Annotated in this window: 20 protein-coding genes, 1 tRNA gene and 1 other RNA gene; 7 read left to right on the top strand and 15 right to left on the bottom strand. The window is 71.8% G+C overall.

Features of this window, described 5'->3' with window-relative positions; genetic code table 11:
* Window positions 1-2: 2 nt before the first annotated feature.
* The 3 genes from ABZ809_RS05645 to ABZ809_RS05635 all read right to left on the bottom strand — a co-directional run bounded on the left by ABZ809_RS05645 (window position 3) and on the right by ABZ809_RS05635 (window position 2,468).
* Window positions 3-1,199, bottom strand: coding sequence for a cysteine synthase family protein (locus ABZ809_RS05645; protein ID WP_357561191.1), 1,197 nt, complete (start codon window positions 1,197-1,199; stop codon window positions 3-5).
* A gap of 523 nt (window positions 1,200-1,722) precedes the next feature.
* A tRNA-Ala gene (locus ABZ809_RS05640) sits at window positions 1,723-1,795 on the bottom strand.
* Window positions 1,796-1,877: 82 nt separating this feature from the next.
* Complete coding sequence (locus ABZ809_RS05635; protein WP_357561190.1) at window positions 1,878-2,468, bottom strand: YqgE/AlgH family protein; 591 nt, start codon at window positions 2,466-2,468, stop codon at window positions 1,878-1,880.
* A gap of 151 nt (window positions 2,469-2,619) precedes the next feature.
* Here ABZ809_RS05635 and ABZ809_RS05630 point away from each other — a divergent pair, with 151 nt between their 5' ends.
* Together ABZ809_RS05630 and mdlC are read left to right on the top strand one after the other, a co-directional pair.
* A complete protein-coding gene (locus ABZ809_RS05630; protein WP_357561189.1) occupies window positions 2,620-3,423 on the top strand; it encodes an S-methyl-5'-thioadenosine phosphorylase in 804 nt (267 codons plus the stop codon).
* Window positions 3,424-3,538: 115 nt separating this feature from the next.
* Entirely contained in the window at window positions 3,539-5,134 is a 1,596-nt protein-coding gene (gene mdlC, locus ABZ809_RS05625) for a benzoylformate decarboxylase (RefSeq protein WP_357561188.1), read from the top strand.
* Between the two features lie 9 nt (window positions 5,135-5,143).
* Here mdlC and ABZ809_RS05620 read toward each other — a convergent pair whose 3' ends face one another.
* From ABZ809_RS05620 to pruA, 8 genes are all read right to left on the bottom strand, one after another.
* Window positions 5,144-6,106, bottom strand: coding sequence for a hypothetical protein (locus tag ABZ809_RS05620; protein ID WP_357561187.1), 963 nt, complete (start codon window positions 6,104-6,106; stop codon window positions 5,144-5,146).
* 98 nt (window positions 6,107-6,204) lie between these two features.
* Window positions 6,205-6,580, bottom strand: a transfer-messenger RNA (tmRNA) gene (gene ssrA / locus ABZ809_RS05615).
* A 105-nt stretch (window positions 6,581-6,685) separates the two neighbouring features.
* Window positions 6,686-7,165: an SsrA-binding protein SmpB gene (smpB, locus tag ABZ809_RS05610; RefSeq protein WP_357561186.1), complete on the bottom strand. Its 480-nt coding sequence runs from the start codon at window positions 7,163-7,165 to the stop codon at window positions 6,686-6,688.
* A 135-nt stretch (window positions 7,166-7,300) separates the two neighbouring features.
* Entirely contained in the window at window positions 7,301-8,176 is an 876-nt protein-coding gene (gene ftsX, locus ABZ809_RS05605; protein WP_357561185.1) for a permease-like cell division protein FtsX, read from the bottom strand.
* A 64-nt stretch (window positions 8,177-8,240) separates the two neighbouring features.
* The gene (gene ftsE / locus ABZ809_RS05600; RefSeq protein WP_089001878.1) at window positions 8,241-8,921 is read right to left on the bottom strand and encodes a cell division ATP-binding protein FtsE; all 681 of its coding nucleotides are present in this window, start codon (window positions 8,919-8,921) and stop codon (window positions 8,241-8,243) included.
* A gap of 118 nt (window positions 8,922-9,039) precedes the next feature.
* On the bottom strand, window positions 9,040-10,161 hold the full coding sequence (gene prfB, locus ABZ809_RS05595) for a peptide chain release factor 2 (protein WP_357561184.1): 1,122 nt from the start codon (window positions 10,159-10,161) through the stop codon (window positions 9,040-9,042).
* A 222-nt stretch (window positions 10,162-10,383) separates the two neighbouring features.
* Entirely contained in the window at window positions 10,384-10,899 is a 516-nt protein-coding gene (locus ABZ809_RS05590; protein WP_357561183.1) for a PadR family transcriptional regulator, read from the bottom strand.
* A 384-nt stretch (window positions 10,900-11,283) separates the two neighbouring features.
* Window positions 11,284-12,912, bottom strand: a complete 1,629-nt coding sequence (pruA, locus tag ABZ809_RS05585) for an L-glutamate gamma-semialdehyde dehydrogenase (protein WP_357561182.1) — start codon at window positions 12,910-12,912, stop codon at window positions 11,284-11,286.
* Between the two features lie 405 nt (window positions 12,913-13,317).
* On the opposite strand from pruA, the gene ABZ809_RS05580 reads away from it, so the two are divergent.
* The gene (locus ABZ809_RS05580; RefSeq protein WP_357561181.1) at window positions 13,318-14,478 is read left to right on the top strand and encodes a hypothetical protein; all 1,161 of its coding nucleotides are present in this window, start codon (window positions 13,318-13,320) and stop codon (window positions 14,476-14,478) included.
* Window positions 14,479-14,525: 47 nt separating this feature from the next.
* Here the strand turns inward: ABZ809_RS05580 and ABZ809_RS05575 are convergent, their stop codons facing one another.
* On the bottom strand, window positions 14,526-15,035 hold the full coding sequence (locus tag ABZ809_RS05575) for a hypothetical protein (RefSeq protein ID WP_357561180.1): 510 nt from the start codon (window positions 15,033-15,035) through the stop codon (window positions 14,526-14,528).
* 216 nt (window positions 15,036-15,251) lie between these two features.
* Between ABZ809_RS05575 and ABZ809_RS05570 the strand changes: the two genes are divergently transcribed.
* Window positions 15,252-15,479, top strand: coding sequence for a helix-turn-helix domain-containing protein (locus tag ABZ809_RS05570; protein WP_089001884.1), 228 nt, complete (start codon window positions 15,252-15,254; stop codon window positions 15,477-15,479).
* 101 nt (window positions 15,480-15,580) lie between these two features.
* The gene (locus ABZ809_RS05565) at window positions 15,581-16,183 is read left to right on the top strand and encodes an Rv3235 family protein (protein WP_357561179.1); all 603 of its coding nucleotides are present in this window, start codon (window positions 15,581-15,583) and stop codon (window positions 16,181-16,183) included.
* Between the two features lie 152 nt (window positions 16,184-16,335).
* Here ABZ809_RS05565 and secA read toward each other — a convergent pair whose 3' ends face one another.
* Complete coding sequence (gene secA / locus ABZ809_RS05560) at window positions 16,336-19,257, bottom strand: preprotein translocase subunit SecA (protein ID WP_357561178.1); 2,922 nt, start codon at window positions 19,255-19,257, stop codon at window positions 16,336-16,338.
* Between the two features lie 160 nt (window positions 19,258-19,417).
* Between secA and ABZ809_RS05555 the strand changes: the two genes are divergently transcribed.
* Window positions 19,418-20,581: a GNAT family N-acetyltransferase gene (locus ABZ809_RS05555; RefSeq protein WP_357561177.1), complete on the top strand. Its 1,164-nt coding sequence runs from the start codon at window positions 19,418-19,420 to the stop codon at window positions 20,579-20,581.
* Window positions 20,578-21,687, top strand: a complete 1,110-nt coding sequence (locus ABZ809_RS05550; RefSeq protein WP_357561176.1) for a GNAT family N-acetyltransferase — start codon at window positions 20,578-20,580, stop codon at window positions 21,685-21,687. Before ABZ809_RS05555 ends, ABZ809_RS05550 begins: the two co-directional genes overlap by 4 nt.
* Window positions 21,688-21,768: 81 nt before the next feature.
* Here the strand turns inward: ABZ809_RS05550 and raiA are convergent, their stop codons facing one another.
* Together raiA and ABZ809_RS05540 are read right to left on the bottom strand one after the other, a co-directional pair.
* Complete coding sequence (gene raiA / locus ABZ809_RS05545) at window positions 21,769-22,407, bottom strand: ribosome-associated translation inhibitor RaiA (RefSeq protein WP_357561175.1); 639 nt, start codon at window positions 22,405-22,407, stop codon at window positions 21,769-21,771.
* 245 nt (window positions 22,408-22,652) lie between these two features.
* Window positions 22,653-23,315 (bottom strand): ComF family protein, encoded by a 663-nt coding sequence (locus tag ABZ809_RS05540; protein ID WP_357561462.1) that lies wholly within the window; start codon window positions 23,313-23,315, stop codon window positions 22,653-22,655.
* Between the last annotated feature and the right edge of the window lies 1 nt (window position 23,316).

Genomic DNA, 23,316 nt, shown 5'->3' with positions numbered 1-23,316 from the left:
GCTCAACTTCCTTGGGTCGCGTAGTGAGCCGTCGGCAGGACGGTCGGCGAGCCGAGCGCCTCGGCGATCGTCTCGTCATAGTTGGCACAGTCCTGAGCCGGACTGCTGGATCGCAGAGACACCTTCTGCGCGCGGGCGCGGAGAGCGTCGATTGTCACATCGACGGTGAAGCCCTTCGACCTCATCCAGTCGTCGCTGAAGGCGGTCTGCAGGTACCGTTCGCCACGGTCGCTGGCCAGAAAGGCCACGCTCGAAGTCGCGGGCAGATTCATGGCGAGTTTCGTTGCCACCAGGTATGCCGCCCCCGTGGAAGGGCCCGCCAGGATCCCCTCGTTGCGGGCGAGGGCTCGGCAGCCGACGAAACTGTCCTCGTCATGGAGCAGGTAGACCTCGTCGATCCGGCCCAGGTCATCGAGATTCGTTGGGGTCCAGCTTAGACCCATGCCCGGGGTGAGGTACGCATGCGGGGCACCTCCGAACACGGTGGAGCCGGCGATGTCGACGCCGACGATCCTCACCTGCGGCGCCACCTGCTTGAGATACCGCGATATGCCGCCCAGTTGCCCTCCGGTACTCACGGTGCAGACGACGGCGGCCAGGCCTTCTCCGACCTGATCGAGCAGTTCGGGGCCGGTCGTCAGGTAGTGCGCCTCGCCGTTCTTGACATTGAAACACTGGTCCGGGCGAAAGGAGTTCGGGATCTGCCGGTGCAGGTCGTTCGCAAGAGCGATGCGCGTCTTGTGATACGACCCGGAATCGTCGCGCTCGTGAACCACGACGATCTCGGCCCCGAATGCGCGCAGGAGCCCGAGGTTGGCTTCCGTGATTTTCGGGTCGACCACCGCGATGACCCGGTAGCCGCGGCTCGCCCCGATCATGGCGAGCGCGATTCCGAAGTTTCCCGACGACGACTCGATGAGAACTCCGCCGGGCCGGAGGGCTCCGACCCTTTCGGCCTCCCTGACGATGTGCCAGGCCGACCGGTCCTTGAGGCTGCCCCCGGGGTTGGCCGACTCCAGTTTGGCCACCAGTCGCGCGTCCCCCTCGCGTGGCGTACACGACAGGAACACGCTCGGTGTTTCTCTGATCGCCGTCATCAGACCGTTGGCCGCAGCGTATTGGCGGCCAACCGGATCCGGCGCCTCGGGCCGCCTCGACCTGTGACCTGTCAATGAATGCGATTCCGACCAGTTCAACATAGGTATCTCCACGCATCAGTCGTGTTGCGCAGCGTAATGTGAAGTTCGGGAGATCCGACTGGAACTTCGCCAGCGTCCCTGAATGTAGGTATGCTCAGGGAGATAGGCCAGACCGGATTTGTCCACTAATAGGCGCCTCATTACCCGGCGATTAGTCCATGGTGGATGTGCACCCTCGCCCGGTCCGCCCCTCGTCAGGTCCACCGGCGGTCGGCACGAAGGATGCGCCGCGCTCGGCGGCTGGCGGAGTTGAGCATCGGCGAGACTCCACCAACGCCTACTGCTCCCGCGGGTGGGTTCGCCCCGGCAGACCGTTCGCATGGTCAGCGGAACCGGCAGGCGCCATCTTCCGGCGCCGGCCGGGGCGCTCAAGCCGGACATCACCGCAACCGGCGACCATCGACACGGCCCGGGATGTGACCCGCGACGCAGACGGGAAAACGTGAGCCGGATGGGCCGGAAAACAACTCAGCGGCCTGGTCGAATCTCTCTCGACCAAGCCGCCGACCTGTGGTTGCAAGGGTGGAGCCGAGGGGACTCGAACCCCTGACCCCCACACTGCCAGTGTGGTGCGCTACCAGCTGCGCCACGGCCCCTTGCCTCGTCCCGGTCACCCGGGCACGAGAGAACTATACACAGGCTCCGCCGCATGGTCATCTCGCGGGGGCCACCCCGGGCTCAGTTGAGCGCCACGTCCGGCGGGAAGTGCGCGACCGCCGCCATCATGCCGCCCTGGCGGCGTAGCACCATGGGCCACAGGTCGTCCGGGCGGTCGACGAAGGCGTCGCCGGGGAGCGCGTCCAGCACGAACCAGGAGCCGTCCTCGATCTCCTGCTCCAGCTGCCCGGAGCCCCAACCGGAGTAGCCGGCGAAGACCCGGATGCCGGTGATGCCCTCCCGCATCTCTCCCGGCTCGACCGACAGGTCGAGGGTGCCGACCGCACCGGAGACCTGGTGGAAACCCTTGAGCCGCCGCACCGGGTGGCGCATCCGGGCCAGGCAGATCGCCGAGTCGGGCTGCACGGGCCCGCCCTCGAAGAGCACCGCCGGGTCGCGGGCCAGGTCGCTCCAGTCGCCGAGCACGTCGGCGACCGGCACCTCGGTGGCCCGGTTGAGCACCACACCGAGCGCGCCGCCGGGCTCGTGCGCGACCAGCAGCACCACCGTACGGTCGAAGTTCGGGTCCTTCAGCGCCGGCGTGGCGACCAGCAACTGCCCGGTCATCGACCCCGTTGCCTGCCCGCCGATCGCCTGCCCCTCTCCCTGCATGCCGGACACCCGTCAGACCGACCGGACCGGGACGCCCGGGGGCACCGGTGTCATCCGCGCTGTGAACGCCATGACTGGCACCATAGCCTGCCCCAGGTGCGGTGGTTAAGGTCTGACGGGCGGTTGATCGACTGACACGGAGGGAGACCCGGTGGGTCCCACGGCGGAACTCGCGGTGATCGGCGGTTCAGGGCTCTACGCGCTGCTCGACGGCGCGACCGAGCACGAGGTGCAGACCCCGTACGGCGCGCCGTCGGACGCCGTCACGATCGCGGAGGTGGCTGGTCGACGGGTGGCGTTCCTGCCCCGCCACGGCCGGGACCACCGACACCCGCCGCACCTGATCCCCTACCGGGCCAACCTCTGGGCCCTGCGCTCCCTCGGGGTGCGCCAGGTGCTCGCCCCGTGTGCGGTGGGCGGCCTGCGGCCGGAACTCGGCCCGGGCACGTTCGTGGTGCCGGACCAGCTCATCGACCGCACCAGCGGGCGGGCGCAGACCTACTACGACCGGGGTGCGGTGCACGTCTCCTTCGCCGACCCGTACTGCCCGACGGGCCGGCGTACGCTGCTCGCCGCGGCGGCCGGCCGGGACGTGCCGGCGGTGGACGGCGGGACGGTGGTGGTCATCGAGGGCCCGCGCTTCTCCACCCGGGCGGAGTCGCGCTGGTACGCCTCGATCGGCGGCACCGTGGTCAACATGACCGGGCACCCGGAGGCCGTCCTGGCCCGCGAGCTGGCCCTCTGCTACTCCTCGATCGCGCTGGTCACCGACCACGACGCGGGCGTGGAGGGCGGCGAGCCGGTGACGCACGAGGAGGTGTTCCGGGTCTTCGGCGAGAACATCGACCGGTTGCGCGGACTGCTGCTGGCGGCGGTAGCCGCGTTGCCGGCCGAGCGCGACTGCGCCTGCGGTCGGTCGCTGGACGGCATCCCCCTGCCCCTCACGCTCCCCTGACGTGTAAGGAAGGGCACCTTCCCATCGCTTTGTGTATAGGAAGGGGCCCTTCCTAACACCTGGAGCGCGGCGAAAGGCCCGGGATGCCCGGGCTGCCCCGATAGATTGGGGGGCGATGGCAACGGTCCGCGACACCACGTACGACCTGCTCCGTGCCCTCGGCCTGACCACCGTCTTCGGCAACCCGGGCTCCACCGAGGAGCCGTTCCTGCGGGATTTTCCGGACGACTTCCACTACGTGCTCGCCCTGCACGAGGCGTCGGCCGTGGGCATGGCGGACGGCTACGCCCAGGCCACCGGCCGGCCGGCGCACGTGAACCTGCACACCGCCCCCGGCACGGGCAACGGCATGGGCAACCTGGTCACCGCGTGGCACAACCGGACCCCGCTGATCGTCACCGCCGGTCAGCAGACCCGGGAGATGCTGCTGATCGAGCCCCGGCTGGCCAGCCGGCGGGCCACCGAACTGCCCCAGCCGTACGTCAAGTGGAGCCACGAGCCGGTCCGCGCCCAGGACGTCCCGGCGGCGCTCATGCGGGCGTACGCGACCGCCGTGCAGCCGCCCACCGGGCCGGTCTTCCTCTCGCTGCCCCTGGACGACTGGGCGCAGCCCGCCGACCCCCCGCCGCCGGTGCGGACGGTGGCCACCCGGTTCGCGCCCGATCCCGTTCGGATGCGCGAGTTCGCCGCCCTGCTGGCCACCAGCCGTGCGCCCGCGCTGGTGCTCGGTGCGGCCGTGGACCGGGCCGACGGCTGGCCGGCGGCGGCTGCGCTGGCCGAGCGGCTCGCCGCGCCCGTCTGGTCGGCCCCCGCCCCGGAGCGGGCCGCCTTCCCCGAGGACCACCCGCACTTCCGCGGGGTGCTCCCGTTCGCGATCGGCCCGCTGTCGGAGACGCTGGACGGGCACGACACCGTGCTGGTGGTCGGCGCCCCGGTGTTCCGCTACTACCCGCACGTGCCGGGCGACCACCTGCCCGGCGGGACCCGCCTGCTGCACGTCACCGACGACCCGGACGAGGCGGCCCGGGCCCCGGTGGGCGACAGCCTGCTCGGCGACGCCGGGCTGGCCCTGGCCGCCCTGGTCGACCTGCTGCCGGCCACCGACCGGCCGGCACCGCCGCCACGCCCCGACCCGCCTCCGCCGCCGGACGGGCTGCCGCTGGCCCCGGACGCGCTCTTCGCGGCCCTGGCCCGGCACTGGCCCGCCGACGGGATCCTGGTCCAGGAGTCGCCGTCCAACCTGCCGGCCCTGCGCCGCCGGCTGCGCAGCACCCGCCCGGGGTCGTACTTCACGATGGCCAGCGGCGGTCTCGGGTACGGCCTCCCGGCAGCCGTCGGCATCGCGCTGGCGCAACGCGACACCGGCCGGGGCCGGCCGGTGGTCGCGGTCATCGGGGACGGCTCGTTCCACTACTCGGTGCAGGCCCTCTGGACCGCCGCGCGGCTGCGCCTGCCGCTGGTCGTCGTGGTGCCGGTCAACCAGCAGTACGCCATCCTGAAGGCCTTCGCCGACTTCAAGGACACGCCCGGGGTGCCCGGGTTGGACCTGCCCGGGCTGGACATCGCCGCCATCGCCCGCGGTTACGGCTGTGCGACCACCGTCGTGGAGGCGGCGGACCAGCTCGGCGACGCCCTGTCCACCGGCCTACGGGCGGACGGCCCGACCGTGCTGCCGGTGCCCGTCAGCACCGAGGTGCCCCGCCTGCTGTGAACCGCCCGGTCAACTCGTGGCGAGTCGCAGCGGCGCACCGGTGAGGACGTCGAGGACCGGCCGGCCGCCGAGTGGCGCCTTCAGCGTGGCGGTGACCGGCTCCAGCTTCAGCATCGCGTTGCACACGCCGGTGGCGGGGGTCACGCCGCCGCCGACCACCACGACGTCGTCGTGTTCCTGCACCAGTGGCCTGATCGCGGTGTCGCAGGTGCCCACGCCCAGTCGCCAGGTCAGCTCGGCGCCGTTGACGGTCTGGAGATCCTGGGCGCCGACCACGCCCTGCGGCGCCGGACCGGCCGGCGCGTTCGGCTCGGGCAGGGCGGTGACGGCCGCCGGGGCCACGGCGACGCGGGCCACCGGCGTGGCGAGCTCCTCCACGGTGAACAGCCACGCGGGCACCTGCGCCTCGCCCCGGCTGGTGCGCACCGGCGCGGTGCCCAGCGTCACCCCGGTGACCGTCAGCGGGACACAGGCGGTCTGCGGGTTGCTGCTCACCGGGCCGTCAGGCCCCGGCTCGACGGTGGGCCCGCCGGGCAACTTCGGCCCGGCGGGGTCCTTCGGGCGGCCGGGGCACGGCGGCGGTTCACCCTGATCGAGTTGCCCGTACGCCTCGGCGGCACTGACCAGCGGGACGCTGAGCGTGCCGTCCGGGAACCGGATCGTGCCGTCGGCGGGCTTGCCGGCAGGCAGGTCGACCTGCTCCCGGTACCAGCCGCTGAGGAAGGCGCTCTTGGTCTCCTCGGTGAAGCCGGGGTCGCCGACCAGCACCGTCGCGTCCTGCATCGGCAGGTAGCCGGTCCTCCACGCCGGGAGCGGTCGCCACGCCTCGGCCACCTCGGTGGCCCGCATGCCGAACGCGTCCCGGCGGGGGTCGTCGCCGGCCGGGGCGGGGCCCGGATCGGTGCCGGCCGGGGCGCAGCCGGCGGCGATCATCAACAGCGGCAGGCCCAGCAGGGCGGCGGTACGGCGCATGTCGGTTGGACGCCCGTGGTTCCCCGCCGGTTCCCGCACCCGGTCTTCCGGAATACGACGATGCGCCCCGGTCCGGTGGACCGGGGCGCATCGCCTGATGGTGGAGGTGCCGGGAATCGAACCCGGGTCCTTCGCCGGTTTGTCAGGGCTTCTCCGAGCGCAGCTCGCTATGCCTCTACTCGGCCCCACCGCTCACGCGAGCGAGTTGGTGTGACGGGCCCAGTCGCTGATTGATCTCGCCGCACGGACCCCGCGACCGGGTCCGGTTGGCCAGCCTTCTAGCTGATGCCGGCTAACTGGGTCGAAGGCACTCCCAGGCCGACAGACTCACTACTCGCCTCAGGCGGCGAGAGCGAAGTCAGCGCGATTGTTCTTGGCGCTTATTGGTTTCCGACGAACGATTCTCGAGACGACGTCGGCTTCCTCGGCTCGCTTCCCCTGTCGCTGCGTACGAAGTCGAAACCAGTCACCCCCTCGACGGGCCGCCGGGTGTGGCGGCACTGACAAGCCTAACGCCTGCCGCAACGGGTTTCATCCCGAGCCCCTGGCCGGCGCACCGAACCAGACACGGCGGACAAATCAGTCGTCCATGCCCTTGCCGCGCCGGCCGACGACCCGGGCGATCTCCCGGTCCGCGTCCCGCTTGGCGAGGTCCTGCCGCTTGTCGTACGACTTCTTGCCCTTGGCCAGGGCGATCTCCACCTTCGCCCAGCCGTCGGAGAAGTAGACCTGCAACGGCACCATGGTCAGGCCGCCCTCGCGGGTCTTGCCGATCAGCCGGTCGATCTCCAGCCGCTTGAGCAGCAGCTTGCGGGTCCGCCGGGGCTCGTGGTTGGTCCAGGTGCCCTGCGTGTACTCGGGGATGTGCATCCCGTGCAGGTAGAGTTCGCCGTCGCGTTCCTGCGCGAACGCGTCGACAAGCGACGCGCGCCCGGCCCGCAGCGACTTGACCTCGGTGCCGGTCAACGCCATACCCGCCTCGTAGGTGTCGAGGATCGAGTAGTCGTGCCGGGCCTTCTTGTTGGAGGCGACGACCTTGCGCCCCTTTTCCCGTGGCATCGGCGCCACCCCCTTTCCGATGGTCCGCGCCGACATGGCCGGCCGCGGAGCGGAGATCATGCTACCCGAACGACAACGGCCCTCCCGAGCCGTTTGTTCCTGGCGCGGGAGGGCCCTGGTCGAGCCGTACGGGCGTCAGACCCGCAGGTAGAAGCGGAGCGTCACCCAGGCGGTGACCGCGCTGACCAGGCCACCGACGCCGGCCATCAGCGGGAAGATCACCAGGATGTCACCCCAGCTCACCGGCGAGAGCAGGCCCTGCAGCGCCTGGAGCGACCCGTCGAACAGCAGGTACTTCGCCGCGATCAGGGCCCCCAGGCCGAGCAGGGAGCCGATCAGGCCGGCGACCACGGCCTCCAGCACGAACGGCGCCTGGATGAACCAGTTCGACGCGCCCACCAGCTTCATGACCGCGACCTCACGCCGCTTGCTGTACGCGGCCACCTGGATCGTGTTGGCGACCAGGAGCAGCGCGGCGACAGCCATCACGATCGCGGCGGCCAGGGCGATGTTCTGGATCGCGGTGAGGATGTCGAAGATCTTGTCCAGCAGGCGACTCTGGTCGACGATCTCGTCGACACCCTCGGTGTCCTTGTACTGGTCGTAGATGTTCTTGTACTGCTCGGGGTTGTTCAGCGTGAGCCGGTACGACTCGGGCAGGCTGTCCGCCTTGACGGCGCTGAGCAGGTCCGGAGCGTCCTGGAACATCTCCTGGAAGCGCTTGTACGCCTCGTCCTTGTTGACGTAGATGACCTCCTTGACCAGCGGGTCGCCGCCCAGCTTGGCGTTCAGCGCGTCACGCTGCTCGGGGCTCACGTCCTGCTTGAGGAAGATCGAGACCTGGATGTTCTTGTAGTAGAGGTCCTTCATGTCGTCGACCTGGCGGTACATGAGACCGCTGGCGCCGAGCATGGTCAGCGAGACCGCCATCGTGATGATCATCGCGATGGTCATGGTCACGTTGCGCCACAGTCCGACCAGTACCTCGGACAGGACGTATTTCACGCGCATCGGGATTTCCTCCGGGTCTCCGGCATGAGGTGTTCGTCAGGCTGCGCAGGGGGGTGGCGTCGGCTCAGCCGTAGACGCCGCGGGCCTGGTCGCGCACGATGCGGCCGCTCTCGATCTCGATGACCCGGCGGCGCATCTGGTTCACGATGTTGGAGTCGTGCGTGACCATCACGACGGTCGTGCCGGTGCGGTTGATCCGGTCCAGCAGGCGCATGATCTCGATGGACGTGTCCGGGTCCAGGTTTCCGGTCGGCTCGTCCGCGAGCAGGATCAGCGGACGGTTCACGAACGCCCGGGCGACGGCGACCCGCTGCTGCTCACCACCGGAGAGTTCGTGCGGGTAGCGGTGCTCCTTGCCACCGAGGCCGACCAGCTCCAGCACCTCCGGCACGACCCGGCGGGCGACCGCCTTGGTCTTGCCGATCACCTCGAGGGCGAACGCCACGTTCTCGTACGCGGTGCGGTTCGGCAGCAGCCGGAAGTCCTGGAACACACAGCCGATGGAACGCCGGAAGTGGGGTCGCTTCCAGGACCGCATCGACGTGACGTCCTTGCTGTTGACGACGACCCGGCCCTTGTTGGGCGAGACCTCGTGCAGCAGCAGCTTGATGATGGTGGACTTGCCGGAGCCGGATGGACCGATGAAGAAGACGAACTCACCCTTCTCGATCGAGACGGACACGTTGTCGAGCGAAGGCCGGGACGCCTTCGGGTACGTCTTCGTCACTTGCTCAAGCTGAATCACGGGTGGTGAGTCTACGCGGTGTAACCGGGGAGCCAAGCGCCACGCCCCGCCGTTGCGCGTCGCGTCCTCCATTTCGGGCGTACGGGAGAGATCGACGACGCGCTCCGCCCATGGTCGATCACGCAGCGTCGCCAGCGAGCTGCTGCTGTTTGCGCCACCGGATGCCCGCTTCGAGGAACTTGTCCAGGTCACCGTCGAAAACGGCGGTCGGATTGCCGGTCTCCTGCTCGGTCCGGAGATCCTTCACCATCTGATACGGGTGCAGGACGTACGAGCGCATCTGGTCGCCCCACGAGCCCGCGGCGTCCGTCTTCAGGCCTTGGAGCTTGGCCTGCTCCTCCTGCCGCTTGCGCTCCAGCAACCGGGCCTGGAGCACCCGCAGGGCGGACGCCTTGTTCTGCAACTGCGACTTCTCGTTCTGGCAGGTGACCACGATCCCGGTCGGGATGTGCGTGATCCGCACGGCGGAGTCGGTGGTGTTGACGCTCTGCCCACCGGGACCCGAGGAGCGGTAGACGTCGATCCGCATCTCGTTCTCCGGGATCTCGATGCTGTCGGTCTGCTCCACCACCGGCAGCACCTCGACGCCGGCGAAGCTGGTCTGCCGGCGGCCCTGGTTGTCGAAGGGGCTGATCCGCACCAGCCGGTGGGTGCCCGACTCGACGCTGAGCGTGCCGTACGCGTAGGGCACCTTGACCGTGAAGGTGGCCGACTTCAGGCCCGCCTCCTCGGCGTAGGAGGTGTCGTAGACCTCCGTCGGGTAGCCGTGCCGCTCCGCCCAGCGCAGGTACATGCGCAGCAGCATCTCGGCGAAGTCCGCCGCGTCCACGCCGCCGGCGCCGGCCCGGATGGCGACCAGCGCCTCCCGGGAGTCGTACTCGCCGGAGAGCAGGGTGCGGACCTCCATCTCCTCGATGGCCTTGCCCAGCCCGGCGATCTCCGTCTCGACCTCGGCGAGCACCCCCGGGTCGGACTCGGCCTCGGCCAGCTCCAGCAGCACCTTGGCGTCGTCGAGCCGGGACCGGAGGCTGCCGAGCTTGTTGATCTCGCCGTTGACGTACGACAACTGGGAGGTCACCTGCTGCGCCTTGGCCTGGTCGTCCCACAGGTCGGGCGCGGACGCCTCCTGCTCCAGGCGGGCCTTGTCCTCGCGCAGCCGGTCGATGTCGAGCACCGCCTCGATGTTGCGCAGGGTGGCGTCGAGGCCCTTGAGCTGTTCGGCGTAATCGGCAGCGGTCACGACAGACAAGGGTACTGCTCGTGCGAGGAGTGAGCTTGCGAGCCCCGCAGCACGAGCCAAAAAAGCCCCGCTCGTGCGAGGAGTGAGCTTGCGAGCCCCGCAGCACGAGCCAAAAAAGCCCCGCTCGTGCGAGGAGTGAGCCTGCGAGCCCCGCAGCACGAACCAAAAGACCCCCGCTCGTGGCGGAGTGGGTGTGCGGGCAGGGTCGGGAGGCCCCGGCGATCAGCCGACCGGGGCGCCCTTCAGCCACGTCAGGGCGGCCTTGTGGTAGGCGACGGCGAACTCCAGCGCGCTGGCGTCGTACGTCTCGCCTTCCTTCTTGGCGTTCTTGACCTGCTCCCGGACCCTGGCCAGGGCCTCGGTGTGGTATTCGTTGGCCGCGGCCTGGAGGTTCTTGAGCTGGCTGGCCGAGTGCAGGTCGCCGAAGGCGATCCGCAGGGCGATCGGGTTGCGGATGGTGTCCCGCCCCGGCTCCTCGGCCAGCCAGCGGGAGAATGTTCGCTTCCCCGACGCGGTGATCGCGTACGGTTGACTGGAGCGCGGACCGGGCTTGCCCATCCGGACGAAGCCGCGCTCGGCCAGCACCGGCAACTCCCGGTAGACCTGGCTGCGGGTCATCGACCAGTACGGCGCCAGCCGGCGCTCGGCGGCGGCCATCAACTGGCCGCCTGTCATGGGACCCTCGTGGAGCAGCCCGAGCAGGGCCGCCGCTGTGGGGTTGACTCCGGATTCCGCCATGCCCTTACGCTGCCACTTTGCCGACGCGGCGTCCAGGATTTGGCATTTTCGCCACCCGGTCGGGTTCCTAAGTGCACTGTCGGCGCGAGACAGTCCGCCCGGGGCGGTCACAGTCGGCGACGCGGCTCCCACAGCCCGGGTAGAAATCGCGTCGCCACGTCTGGCCGTCGCCCGGCGGAAAGGCGGGTACGCCCCGCCGGCCCAACCACCTTGCCCGACTTCGTACCGACCTGCCGCCCAACCGTCGGCACGGGCCAGGTCCATGATGTGCGAGGCGGAGTGGAGTCGGTCACAGTGACCGCCACCCACCCCGCCCGCGCCACATCTGCAAGGAAGGGACCCTTCCTATACAGGAGACGTTAATAAGGTGCCCTTCCCTACACCTCAGCCCATGTGGGGGTAGGTGTGGTCGGTCGGCGGGACGAAGGTCTCCTTGATCGTCCGGGGCGACATCCACCGGACGAGGTTGTGCCAGGAGCCGGCCTTGTCGTTGGTGCCGCTGGCCCGGGCGCCCCCGAAGGGTTGCTGCCCGACGACCGCGCCGGTCGGCTTGTCGTTGATGTAGAAGTTGCCGGCCGCGTACCGCATCTTCTCGGCCACCGCGTCGACCACCCGCCGGTCCGTCGCGAAGATCGAGCCGGTCAGGGCGTACGGCGCGATCGACTCGGCCTGGGCGAGCACGTCGTCGAACCGGGCGTCGTCGAAGACGTGCACGCCGAGGATCGGCCCGAAGTACTCGGTGGTGAACGTCTCGTGCGCCGCGTCGGTGCACTCGAACAGCGTCGGCCGGACGAACCAGCCGACGGAGTCGTCGGCGGTACCGCCGGCCAGGACCCGGCAGGAGTCGTCGCCGGAGATCAGCTCCAGCGCGGCCGCGTGCCGGTCGAACGCCTTGGCGTCGATCACGGCGCCGCCGAAGTTGCCGAAGTCGGTGACGTCGCCGTAGGTGAGGGACTCCGCGGTGGCCGCCAGCCGGTCGCGCAGCCCGCCCTCCCACAGCGAGCGCGGGACGTACGCCCGGGACGCCGCCGAACACTTCTGGCCCTGGTATTCGAAGGCGCCGCGGATCAGGGCGGTGTGCAGGGCGTCGACGTCGGCGCTGGGGTGCGCGACGACGAAGTCCTTGCCGCCGGTCTCGCCGACCAGCCGCGGGTAGCCCCGGTAGCGGGCGATGTTCTCGCCGACGGTCCGCCACAGGTGCTGGAAGACCTTGGTGGAGCCGGTGAAGTGGATGCCCGCCAGGTCCGGATCGGCGAGCACGACGTCGGAGACCTCCTCGCCGCGCCCGGTGACCATGTTGATCACGCCGGGCGGCAGCCCGGCCGCCTCGAACAGCCGCATGGTGAAGTGCGCGGCGAACTGCTGGGTCGGGCCCGGCTTCCAGACCACGGTGTTGCCGAGCAGGGCCGGCGCCGACGGCAGGTTGCCGGCGATGGCCGTGAAGTTGAACGGGGTGACCGCGTAGACGAAGCCCTCCAGCGGGCGGTGGTCGAAGCGGTTCCACACCCCCGGCGACGACAACGGCTGCTCCTCCAGCAGGCCCCGCGCGAAGTGCACGTTGAACCGGAGGAAGTCGACGAACTCGCAGGCCGCGTCGATCTCGGCCTGGATCACGGTCTTCGACTGACCGAGCATGGTGGCCGCGTTCAGCGTGTCCCGCCAGGGGCCGGCGAGCAGCTCGGCGGCGCGCAGGAAGATCGCCGCCCGCTCCTCGAACGGCAGGGCCCGCCACATCGGGGCGGCGTCCTTGGCGGCCTTCACCGCCGCGCGGGCGTCGTCGTGGGTGGCGTGCGCGGTGACGCCGAGCACGTGGGCGTGCTTGTGCGGCTGGACCACGTCGATCGACTCACCGCCGGCCATCCGCCGCTCGCCGGCGATGGTCATCGGCAGGTCGATCCGCTCGGCGGCCAGCTCGGTCAGCCGCCGCTGGAGCCGTTCGCGGTCGGCACTGCCCGGCTCGTAGTTGTGCACCGGCTCGTTGTGCGGCTCGGGTACGGAGAACACGGCGTCCATCAAGGCTCCTGGCGATGTCGACAGCGGTGGCGAAATCGGACCCACGGGCACCGGCCGACGACCGGCACCGGACGCCGCGCCGGGATGACCGGTCACGGCGGCGGGAACCGGCCCCGATTCTCCCATGGCTCGGCCGGCACCCCGTCCCACACACCACCGCCTTGGCCGTCGCTGCCCGGGTGCGGGACGGGCCGGCGCCCCCGGGGCCCGCGCCCGAGGACGCGGCGCCGAGGTGCCGGACGCGCGGGACTCGGCGGCGCGGTGGGCGCGGTGCGGGAGGGCACGCCGCGCGGGGGTGGGGTGGGTGGGACGCGGTGGAGGCGGGGTCGGTCGGACGGCGCGTACGCTGGGTGGCCGGTGAACTGCCGGCCCCGTCGGGGCCGGGCGTCCGTCGGAGGGAAAACGATGACCAAGCAGCCCGGCAGCTCCGCCCCCGCGGAGTCCGACCGGCCGGCGCCGGCCGCCGACGTGCCGCCCGTCGAGCAGGACACCGCCCCCGAGCTGACGAGCGCCTCCGAGCCAACGGCCGCGGCGGACGACGGCCTCGCACCCGATCGCCCGGCCGTGCCGGCGCGGGGATCGACCGGCACGGCAGACCAGCCGACCGAGGCGCAGGACGGGTCGACCGACGCGTCGGACTCGGCTCCGGCGGTCGCGCCCGGCACGCCGCTGCTCGCGCTGCTGGCGCTCGGGTGGCTGGCCGCGATGCTGTGGTCGACCCGCGAGGTGATCAACTCGGCGGCCGCCGGACTCACCGCCATCAGCCTCTCCGCCTTCGCCCTGCCGGGGGTGATCTCGGCCGCGCTGGTCGCCGGTGCCGCGTTCGCCCTCTTCGGCGTCGACCTGCTCGCCCGCCGGGGCAGCGACCGGGTCACCCTGCGCTTCGTGGCCGCGATCGGCAGCGGCCTGCTGATCGCGCTCGCCGCCGCGTTCGCGATCAACCTGACGTACGCGGACAACGCGACCACCAACGTGATCGCCGGCACCACCGCCGCCGCCGCGACCATCGGCGGGGCGATCGCCGGCGCCCGCAACGCGCCCGTGGTCGGGGCCGTGGTCGCCGCCGCCCTCGGCACGCTGCTCTTCGTGGTGGCCTTCAGCCAGGCCCGCGACCCGCTCTTCGACCTCTTCGGCGCCGGGGACACCCAGGAGTCGCTGCTCAGCGCGGCCAAGTGGGTGTCGCGCACCGAGTCGCTGCTCGCCGGCCTGGTGGCCGGTCTGCTGGCCTTCGGATACCTGACCTGGGCCCGGCGCCGGGCCGCCCGGGAAGACGGGGCGGCGTCCGCGCCGCGCTGGCCGGCGTACCTGCTGGCCGGGGCCGGTCCGGGCCTGTTCCTGCTCCTCGCCGAGGTGATCATCCGGGTCGGCGGGCGGTCCCTGCTCGACCTGGCCGGGGCGCTGAGCGAGGCGGACGCGGTGGCGCAGACCTCGCTGGGCACCTCCCGGATCGACAACGGGATCTGGGTGCTCTTCGTCGGCGCGCTGACCGCCATGATCGCCTTCGGCCGCACGCTGGGCCCGGCCCGCTCCGACGACGACCCGGTTGAGGCCGTCGAAACCCCCTGACACGGGCGCGGCGGCCCGGTGTCGGGTGACACCGGCCAGTTACACGGTCAGGATGTGGCGCGGAGCAGGATGTCCAGCTCGGAGACGTCGTACCACTCCAGTTCGTGGTCCTCGGCCCCGTCGACCGTGAACTGCGCGTCCGGGTCGCCCGCGAGGGCCTCGGTGACCACCTCCACCGCGGCAAGCACGTCCTCGACCGCGTCGGCGCCGTCCACGTGGATGGCGGCGACGGCGGCGACGGGCACGGGCGCACCCAGGTCGACGGCGCTGGAGCCGAGTTCGCCGTCGCCCCGGCCCACCTTCGAGGCGGGCAGGTCCACCGAGACGACCACCCGGCGACGGGGCGCGTCGGAATCGGCGTGGATCAGTTGCAGCGCGTCCTGGGCGGCACGGGTGAAGGCGACGTACTCCAGCTCCTCCTCGTCGCCCTCGGCGTACCACTCGCGGAGGGTGGGGGTCACCGCGTGGGCGGCGGCCACGGGCAGCCCGGGGCCGCGCAGGAGGGTCAGCATCGGGATGGTGGCCGGGACATACACCCGGACAAGCTCCTCGGTCACCGTCGACTCCCCCGCTCAGGTCCTCCGCCGGCCTCCGGCGGTCCGACGCCGATCATGCCGTACGTCGTGACCGTCATACACCTGGCACCTGGCCGACGGGAAACTCCCGGCCGGCGTGTCCACCGAACGCGTCGCCACGGGGTTCGTCCCAGAGGCTGGGCGGTGTCGGCCGTCGGTGGCAAACTGAGCCAAACGATGCCGACCCCAGGAGTTTCCGTGGAACCGAGGTTCCTGCTGCTCTCCGACGTGGCCACCGAGCTGAACGTGTCGGATTCGCAGGTCTACCACATGGTGCGCAGCGGTGAACTGCCCGCGATCAAGATCGGCGGGCGGGGCCAGTGGCGCGTCGAGCGGGCGCGCCTGGAGGAGTACATCGAGCGCAAGTACGCCGAGACCGCCGAGTGGGTGCGGAGCAACCCGCTGACGGAACGCGACCCTGAGTAGTCGCTCCGGCGCTCACAGGCATTGACCGGCGGCTCTCCCGTGCCCGAGAATGGAGTCAACCGAAGGCAAACGAAGGCAAACACAAGATCAGAGGAGTCCGGATGACAGACTCGCGACGTCCCGGGCCGACGCGCCCACCCGTCCGACTGCGCCCCGCGCCCTCGTTCGAGCCGCCGTTCGCCGACGACGACACCGCTCACTGGCCCGTTCCGGCGCATGTCCAGCTCGCCCTCGACCTGTTCGAGCCGGCCCGGCGCGACCACGACCGTCCACCCGCCCGCCGGGCGCGGGTGTCGCCGTCCCCGGCCGGGCCCGGCCGTCGCGCCACCGATCCGCTGCCGCCGGGCGCGCTGGTGACCGCCACCGCCGAGGCGACCCGGGCCGCCCACCGCTTCGTCTGCACCTGCCTGGAGGTGCTCAACGGCTACCGCCCGCCCGGGCAGCTCCGGCCGTTGCTCGACCCGGCCCGCGCGGCCGGGATGCTGCCCGAGCTGGCCCGCGCCACCGCCCGGTCCGGTCCGGTGCGGCGCAGGTCGACCCGGCCGACCGTCCGGCTGCGGCGGTTGCGGGTCTGCGAGCCGCGTGCCGCCGCCGTCGAGGTCGCCGCGGTGCTCGCCGGCACCGGCGGGCGCACCTGGGCGATGGCGCTGCGCCTGGAGCACCGCCGCGGCTCCTGGCTCTGCACCGCCCTGCAGGTCCTCTGACCCTGCCGGCACGGCCGCGAGGCCGTGCGGGAGTTCCCGGCAGCGGGAACACCTGGCCAGGTCGGAAAAGCAGCCGAGCCGCGCTCCCTTCCAGGAAACGCGGCTCGGCTGCTTGTGTCTGCCTGCGGGGCTCGGCCCCGCTCAACCACCTGTCACGCGCCGCCGTTGGGGGCGCCGTGGCAACGCTTGTACTTCCGGCCCGAGCCGCACGGGCACGGCGCGTTGCGGGACGGGCCGTTTCCGGCGTCCGCCTGCCCCGGTGCCGGCCGACGGGCGCCACCGGCCGGCAGGCCCGGGCCGCGCAGGCCGCCCGCCGGGCGCTGGGGCGCCGCCGGAGCGGTCCGTCCCGGCGCGGCGGGGGCAGCCGGGGCCGGGCGACCGACACCGAGCGCCGGCGCCTGCTGCTCGGCCTGCTCGACGGCCACGGCACCGGCACCTGCCTCGCCGTCGATCGTCGGCGCGGAGTACTGGAGACCCTGCTGCTGCGGCGCCCGGCCCAGGCCCTTGGCCCGGATCTCGACCGGCTTGTCGAGCAGCTGGACCTCCTCGGCCTCCGGCTCCGGCTCGTTGACCTGGACCTCGAGGTTGTAGAGGAAGCCGACCGTCTCCTCCTTGATGCCGTCCATCATGGTGGCGAACATGTCGAAGCCCTCGCGCTGGTATTCCACCACCGGGTCGCGCTGGGCGTACGCCCGCAGCGTGATGCCCTCCTGGAGGTAGTCCATCTCGTAGAGGTGCTCACGCCACTTGCGGTCGATGACCTGGAGCAGGACCATCCGCTCGAGCTGGCGGGTGCCCTCCTCGCCGAGCTGCTCCTCGCGCCGGCCGTACGCGGCGTGCGCGTCGTCCTTCAGGCGGGCGAGCAGGAAGTCGGCGTCGATGCCGGCCCGGGAGCCGCCGGCCTCCTCCTCCAGCTCGTCGATGGTCACGCCCACCGGGTAGAGCTGCTTGAGGTTGGTCCAGAGCTGCTCGAGGTCCCAGTCCTCGGCGTAGCCGTCGGCGGTGGCCCCCCGCACGTACGCCTCGACGACGTCGTCGATCATGTTGCGGACCTGGTCGGAGAGGTCCTCGCCGTTGAGCACCCGCAGCCGCTCGGCGTAGATCACCTGGCGCTGCCTGTTCATGACCTCGTCGTACTTGAGGACGTTCTTGCGGATCTCGGCGTTCTGGCCCTCGATCTGGGCCTGCGCGCTCTTGATCTGCTTGGTGACCATCTTCGACTCGATGGGCACGTCCTCCGGGATGTTGAAGCGCTCCATGACCGCCTCGACGGCACCGGAGCGGAAGCGCTTCATCAGCTCGTCCTGCAGGGAGAGGTAGAAGCGGGACTCGCCGGGGTCACCCTGCCGGCCCGACCGGCCGCGCAGCTGGTTGTCGATGCGGCGGGACTCGTGCCGCTCGGTGCCCAGCACGTAGAGGCCACCGGCGGCGGCGACCTCCTCCGCCTCGGCGTCGCAGGCCTGCTTCCACTGGGGCAGGACCTCCTCCATCGCCTTGGCGTACTCCTCCTCCTGCTCGAGCGGGTCGAGGCCCCGCTGGCGCAGCTCGTTGGCGGCAAGGAACTCGGCGTTGCCGCCGAGCAGGATGTCGGTGCCACGACCGGCCATGTTGGTGGCGACGGTGACGGCGCCCTTGCGGCCGGCCTGGGCGACGATCTCGGCCTCGCGGGCGTGGAACTTGGCGTTCAGCACGGAGTGCGGGATGCCGCGCCGGCGCAGCAACTGGGAGATGATCTCGGAATTCTCGACGGAGACGGTGCCGACGAGCACCGGCTGACCCATCGCGTGCCGCTCGGCGATGTCCTCCACCACGGCGTTGAACTTGGCCTTCTCGGTCTTGTAGATGACGTCCGGCCGGTCCTGCCGAACCATCGGCCGGTGCGTCGGGATGGTCACGACGCCGACCTTGTAGACCTTGTTGAACTCGCCCGCCTCGGTCTGGGCCGTACCGGTCATGCCGGAGAGCTTCGCGTAGAGGCGGAAGTAGTTCTGGAGGGTGATGGTGGCCAGGGTCTGGTTCTCCTGCTTGATCTCCACCCCCTCCTTGGCCTCGATCGCCTGGTGCATGCCCTCGTTGTAGCGGCGGCCGTGCAGGATGCGGCCGGTGAACTCGTCGACGATCAGGACCTCGCCGTCGCTGACGATGTAGTCCTTGTCGCGCTTGTAGAGCTCCTTGGCCTTGATGGCGTTGTTGAGGTAGCCCACCAGCGGGGTGTTGACCGACTCGTAGAGGTTGTCGATGCCCAGCCGGTCCTCGACCTTGGCCACGCCGCGCTCGGTGACCGCGATGGTCCGCTTGGAGTGGTCGACCTCGTAGTCGCCCTCGCCGTCCTTGCCGGACTGGAGCCGGGCCACCACGCCCGCGAACTCGCCGTACCACCGGGCGGAGTGCTCGGCCGGGCCGGAGATGATCAGTGGGGTGCGGGCCTCGTCGATGAGGATCGAGTCGACCTCGTCGACCACGGCGAAGTTGTGGCCGCGCTGGACCAGCTCCTCCTTCGACCACGCCATGTTGTCGCGCAGGTAGTCGAAGCCGAACTCGTTGTTGGTGCCGTAGGTGATGTCGCACTCGTAGGCGGCCCGGTGCTCGGTGGCCGGCCGGTTGGGCAGCACCACGCCGACGGTGAGGCCGAGGAACTCGTGCACCCGCCCCATCCAGGCGGCGTCACGCTGGGCCAGGTAGTCGTTGACCGTGATGACGTGCACGCCGTCGCCGGAGAGCGCGTTGAGGTAGACCGGCATGACCGAGGTCAGGGTCTTGCCCTCACCGGTCTTCATCTCGGCGATGTTGCCGAAGTGCAGCGCCGCGCCGCCCATGACCTGGACGTCGTACGGCCGCTGGCCGAGCACCCGGGCGGCTGCCTCGCGGCAGACCGCGAAGGCCTCCGGCAGCAGGTCGTCGAGGGTCTCGCCGTCAGCGAGCCGCTCCTTGAACTGGTCGGTCATGCCGCGCAACTCGTCGTCGGTGAGGTTGACGTAGTCGTCCTCGATCGAGTTGACGGCGGCGGCGATGGCCTTGAGCCGGCGCACCATACGGCCCTCGCCCGCGCGGAGGACCTTTTCCAGAATCGACACGGATCAACGCTCCCCTAGACAGTCTCGAACCATCGTAGGCGCTTCATCGGCGCGATGGTCACTGGTGGCGGCCCTCGGTGACGGCGAAACCGACATAACGCGCTCGACTCGCACCGCCTCGCCGTAATCCGGTTACGCCGTCCGCGAACGTTCCGGCACGATGGCTCGGGTGGAGCCTGTGGAGATCACCGAAGACGGCCTGTTGCTGCGACCCTGGCGGGCGACCGACGCCGACGCGGTGCACCGGGCGTGCCAGGACCCGGACATCCAGCGCTGGACCACCGTACCGCGCCCGTACCTGCCCGAACACGCACACAGGTTCGTGACCGAGGTCGCCACGACCGACTGGGCGGCGGGCACCGGGACGCCGTTCGCGGTCTGCGACGCCGCCACCGGCGAGCTGCTCGCCTCCTGCGGGCTGGTCTCGATCGACACCGGCCTGCGCTCGGGCGAGATCGGCTACTGGACCGCGCCCTGGGCCCGGGGCACGGGCGTGGCCGTCCGGGCCACCCGGGCCGTCGCCCGGTGGGCCTTCGACGCCCTCAAGCTGCGTCGGGTGATCTGGCAGGCCGGAGTCGGCAACCACGCGTCCCGCCTGGTCGCGCTCCGGGCGGGCTTCCGCGTCGAGGGCCGGCTGCGCCTCGCCGACCCCGCCCCCGGCGGCAGTGCGGAGGGCTGGATCGGCTCCCTGCTCCCCGGCGAGGTGCCCGCCCCCGGGGAGACCGGTCCGGCCGGGCCGGGCACCCTGGAGGCCCGTCGCGCCGCCGTCTTCGGCGGGCCCCAGCCCGTCCTCTTCGCCACGGCCGGCGGCACCGAGCTGCGGCTGCGCCCCATGGAGGAGCGTGACCTGGCCGCGATCGTCGACACCTGCCGGGACCCGGAGACCGTCCGCTGGACCAGCGTGCCCGACCCGTACGAGCGGGCGGACGCCGAGTCGTACCTGAACTTCGGCCGAGGCACCTGGGCCGGCGGCAGCAGCGCCTGCTTCGTGGTCGCCGACGCCGAGGACCGGTACGCCGGCACGATCGACCTGCGGCTCTCCCCCGCCGACCCGTTGGTGGCCGACGTCGGCTTCATGGCCGCCCCCGCGGCCCGGGGCCGGGGTCACCTGTCGGCCGCGCTGACCGCGCTCAGCGCCTGGGGCTTCACCGCGCTGGGCCTGGCCCGGATCGAGTGGCGGGCCCACGTCGGCAACACCGCATCCCGCCGGGTCGCCGAGAAGGCCGGCTTCACGATCGAGGGCGTCGCCCGGGACGGGCTCACCCATCGCGACGAGCGGGTGGACGTCTGGGTCGGCGCGCTGCTCGCCGGGGACCTGACGTGACGCCCGAGGAGATCGAGGCCGACGGGGTGCGGCTGCGGCAGTTCCGCCCCGGCGACGCCGCCGACCTGGCCGCCGGCTGCGGCGACCCGGTCAACCTGCGGTTCAACCCCGGCATGCCGCAGCCGTACACCGAGGCCGACGCCCGCTGGTGGATCGCCGAGGGCGCCCCGGCGGCCTGGGCCACCGGCGGGGCCGCGTACGCCATCGCCGACGGGGCCACCGACCGGCTGGTCGGCGGCGCGGGCATCGGCCCGGTCGTGGCGGCGCGCCGGCAGGCGGACCTGGGCTACTGGGTGGCGCCGTGGGCGCGGCGGCGCGGGGTCGCCACCGCCGCGACGCGGGCCCTGGCGGCCTCCGCGCTGCGGCACGGCTTCGACCGGCTGGAGCTGTTGATCCACGCCGAGAACCCGGCCAGCCTGCGGGTGGCGCTCGCCGCCGGCTTCCGCCACGAGGGGGTACGCCGGGCGGCCGGCCAGTTGCGCGGCGGCGGCCGGACGGACCTGCTCGCGTGGGCACGCCTCGCCGACGACCCGCCCGGCCCCGCCCCCCGGCTGCTGCCCGACCTGCCCGACGGCCGGCTCACCGACGGCGTGGTGACCCTGCGCCGGCTCGGCCCGGACGACGTGGAGGTGATGCACCGCCTGCACACGCGGCCGGAGGTGGTGGCGAACCAGGCCCCGCCGGTGCCGCCGGCCTGGGCGGCGATCGAGCGGCGCTGCCGGACGGCCGAGAGCGGCTGGCTCACCGGCACCCTCGCCCGCCTGCTGATCCTCGATGCGGTCACCGGCGAGCCGGCGGGCAGTTGCGGGCTGAACGTCACCGACCAGGACGCCGGCGAGGGGTCGGTCGGCTACGCGCTCCTGCCAGGCCAACGGGGGCGCGGCCTCGCCACCAGGGCGGTGCGGCTCCTGGCCGGCTGGGCGTTCGGCCCGGCCGGGATCGCCCGGCTGACCGCCGGCACCGTGCCCGAGAACACCGCCTCGCACAGGGTGCTGGAGCGGGTGGGCTTCCGCCGGGAGGGCCTGCTGCGCGGCCGGCTGCCGGGCCTGGCCGGCAGCCGGCTCGACGATCTGGTCTTCGGGCTGCTTCCCGACGAACTCCGCTGACCCGCGCGGCGGCCCGGCCCGGCGACGCCGGGACGCCCGGCCGGCCGTGGCGGCGTCGGCCGCCGCCACGGCACGGAGGGATCAGACGGCGAGGGAGATGATTCCGTAGTCGTAGGCGTGCCGCCGGTAGACGACGCTCGGCCGTCCCGACTCCTTGTCCTGGAACAGGTAGAAGTCGTGGCCGACGAGTTCCATCTGGAAGAGGGCGTCGTCGACGGTCATCGGCTCGGCGGGGTGCGCCTTCTCCCGGGCGATGTGCCAGGGCTGGTCGTGTTCGTCCTCCTCGACCCGTTCGGCGACGGCGGTGGCCGTGCCGGAACGGACGCCGTCGGGGGACGCGCCCAGCGGCCCGTCGAGGTCGGCGACCGGCAGGCCGGCGGTGGCGGCGGCGACGGAGAGCGGCGCGTGCCGGCCCCGGTGGACGCGGCGGCGGTCGGCCGCCCGGCGCAACCGGGTGTCGAGCTTGGCGATGGCCGCGTCGAGCGCGCTGTAGAAGTCGTTGGTGCAGGCCTCCGCCCGGATGACCGGGCCACGGGAGACGCAGGTGATCTCGACGCGCTGGCAGTGGTCCGCCTGGCGCGGATTGCGCTCGTGGAACAACTCGACGTCGACACGAATGAGTTTGTGGTCGTAGCGTTCGATCTTCGCGAGCTTCTCCGCCACGTGCACCCGGTAGTGATCCGGCACTTCGACGTTACGGCCCTTGACCACGATGTCCATGTGACCTCCCTTGATCGGATGGTCGTTCGATCCGGCATCCGGTCGCGCCGCGGGGAGGGCCCACTCGGCGTCGACCGGTCAGTACGGCTACGCCTCCTTTCACCGCCGAGAGCGGGTGGGAAGACCTCCTACCCTCGACAGGAAAACGCTAACTCCTGTTCGTCCGGCAGTCACCCCCCGTCGCCGTGACGGCCACAAATTTTTCACAGCTCATACACCAAGGGGTGAAACGGAAACACGATCGGTTACGACGGGTGCCGTTTCTCGGTCGCGGCGAGCACCGCCGCGACCGTCGGTGACAGCCCGCTCGCGGTCAGCGCGCGCCCCACCGCGGCGAGGGTGGAGCCGGTGGTGAGGATGTCGTCGAGCACCACCACCGCCGCCCCGTCGGGCGCCGGTGCGGGCCGCGGGCGGACCCGGAAGGCGGACTCGGCCGCCGCCGCCCGGCCCGCGCTGTCCAGCGTCACCGAGTCGGGGCGGGGCAGGGCCCGCAGGGGACGTCGCACCCGCACCGGCCAGCCCGCCCCGCGCAGCCGGTCCGCGCAGTGCCGGGCCAGCCGGCCGAGGTGGTCGCCGTACCGGGCGCGGGCCGCCGCGGCAGTGTCCGGCACCGGCACCAGGAGCACCGGGCGGGCCGTGCCGACCCCCGCCGCCACGACCTCGGCGAGCAGCGCACCCAGCGGTCGGGCGAGCCCGTGCCGGCCGTGGTCCTTGTACGCCAGCAGCATCTCCCGCAGCGGGCCGGCGTACGGGCCGAGGGCGACGCAGTGCGGCAGGTCGGGCGGGGCCGGGGTCGGGCTCGCCGCCCTCGGCCGCAGCGCCCCCAGCGCCGCCACGCACTCCGGGCAGACGCCGTGCCGCAGCCCCGGCCGGCGTTCCCGGCAGCCGGCGCACTCCACGGGCAGCACC

Origin of the sequence: Micromonospora sp. NPDC047074 (assembly GCF_040643815.1) — a bacterium.
Classification (GTDB): Bacteria; Actinomycetota; Actinomycetes; order Mycobacteriales; family Micromonosporaceae; genus Micromonospora.
Note: the sequence above shows the minus strand (reverse complement) of the source record. Positions and strands in the feature narration are given on the sequence as shown.

What these genes read in the sequence shown, in the direction of transcription:
- ABZ809_RS05645 (WP_357561191.1), bottom strand. Translation starts at nt 1,199, where the DNA reads ATGTTGAACTGGTCGGAATCGCATTCATTGACAGGTCACAGGTCGAGG.
- ABZ809_RS05635 (WP_357561190.1), bottom strand. Translation starts at nt 2,468, where the DNA reads ATGCAGGGAGAGGGGCAGGCGATCGGCGGGCAGGCAACGGGGTCGATG.
- mdlC (WP_357561188.1), top strand. Translation starts at nt 3,539, where the DNA reads ATGGCAACGGTCCGCGACACCACGTACGACCTGCTCCGTGCCCTCGGC.
- ABZ809_RS05620 (WP_357561187.1), bottom strand. Translation starts at nt 6,106, where the DNA reads ATGCGCCGTACCGCCGCCCTGCTGGGCCTGCCGCTGTTGATGATCGCC.
- smpB (WP_357561186.1), bottom strand. Translation starts at nt 7,165, where the DNA reads ATGCCACGGGAAAAGGGGCGCAAGGTCGTCGCCTCCAACAAGAAGGCC.
- ftsX (WP_357561185.1), bottom strand. Translation starts at nt 8,176, where the DNA reads ATGCGCGTGAAATACGTCCTGTCCGAGGTACTGGTCGGACTGTGGCGC.
- ABZ809_RS05590 (WP_357561183.1), bottom strand. Translation starts at nt 10,899, where the DNA reads ATGGCGGAATCCGGAGTCAACCCCACAGCGGCGGCCCTGCTCGGGCTG.
- pruA (WP_357561182.1), bottom strand. Translation starts at nt 12,912, where the DNA reads ATGGACGCCGTGTTCTCCGTACCCGAGCCGCACAACGAGCCGGTGCAC.
- ABZ809_RS05580 (WP_357561181.1), top strand. Translation starts at nt 13,318, where the DNA reads ATGACCAAGCAGCCCGGCAGCTCCGCCCCCGCGGAGTCCGACCGGCCG.
- ABZ809_RS05565 (WP_357561179.1), top strand. Translation starts at nt 15,581, where the DNA reads ATGACAGACTCGCGACGTCCCGGGCCGACGCGCCCACCCGTCCGACTG.
- ABZ809_RS05555 (WP_357561177.1), top strand. Translation starts at nt 19,418, where the DNA reads ATGGCTCGGGTGGAGCCTGTGGAGATCACCGAAGACGGCCTGTTGCTG.
- raiA (WP_357561175.1), bottom strand. Translation starts at nt 22,407, where the DNA reads ATGGACATCGTGGTCAAGGGCCGTAACGTCGAAGTGCCGGATCACTAC.